At 73.2% G+C, this 410-nt stretch carries 1 pseudogene; it reads left to right on the forward strand.

From position 1 onward, the window contains the following. Positions 1-410, forward strand: a pseudogene (locus CH339_RS23660) (DNA polymerase III subunit gamma/tau); the annotation flags it as partial.

A 410-nucleotide genomic window follows, 5' to 3' on the forward strand; every position in this document is an offset into this window, starting at 1 on the left:
GGCCGTGGTGCTGATCGACCTTGCCGAGTTCGTCCATCTGGTGACGCGGCTGAAATTCGCCGCCGATGCCGTCGGCGGCGTCGCCGTCACCGAGGAAGAGCGTCGCCGCGGCAGCGAGTTCGCCGAGAACCTCTCCGTGCGCGTGCTGTCGCGCGCCTGGCAGATGCTGTTAAAGGGCATCCAGGAGGTGCAGACGGCGCCCAAACCCCTCGCCGCCGCCGAGATGGTGCTGGTCCGGCTGTGCTACGCCGCCGACCTGCCGACGCCGGACGAGGCGCTGAAGCTGCTGCGCGAAGGCGGCACGGTGCCGACCCGCCCGGCAACGACCTCCGGCGGTTCCGCGTCCGGTCCGGGCGCCCAGGCGATGGCGGCCCCGCCGCGCGCCGACTATGGGTCCGGCGGACGGGGCG

Origin of the sequence: Rhodobium orientis (genome assembly GCF_003258835.1) — a bacterium.
In the GTDB taxonomy this organism is placed as follows: domain Bacteria; phylum Pseudomonadota; class Alphaproteobacteria; order Rhizobiales; family Rhodobiaceae; genus Rhodobium; species Rhodobium orientis.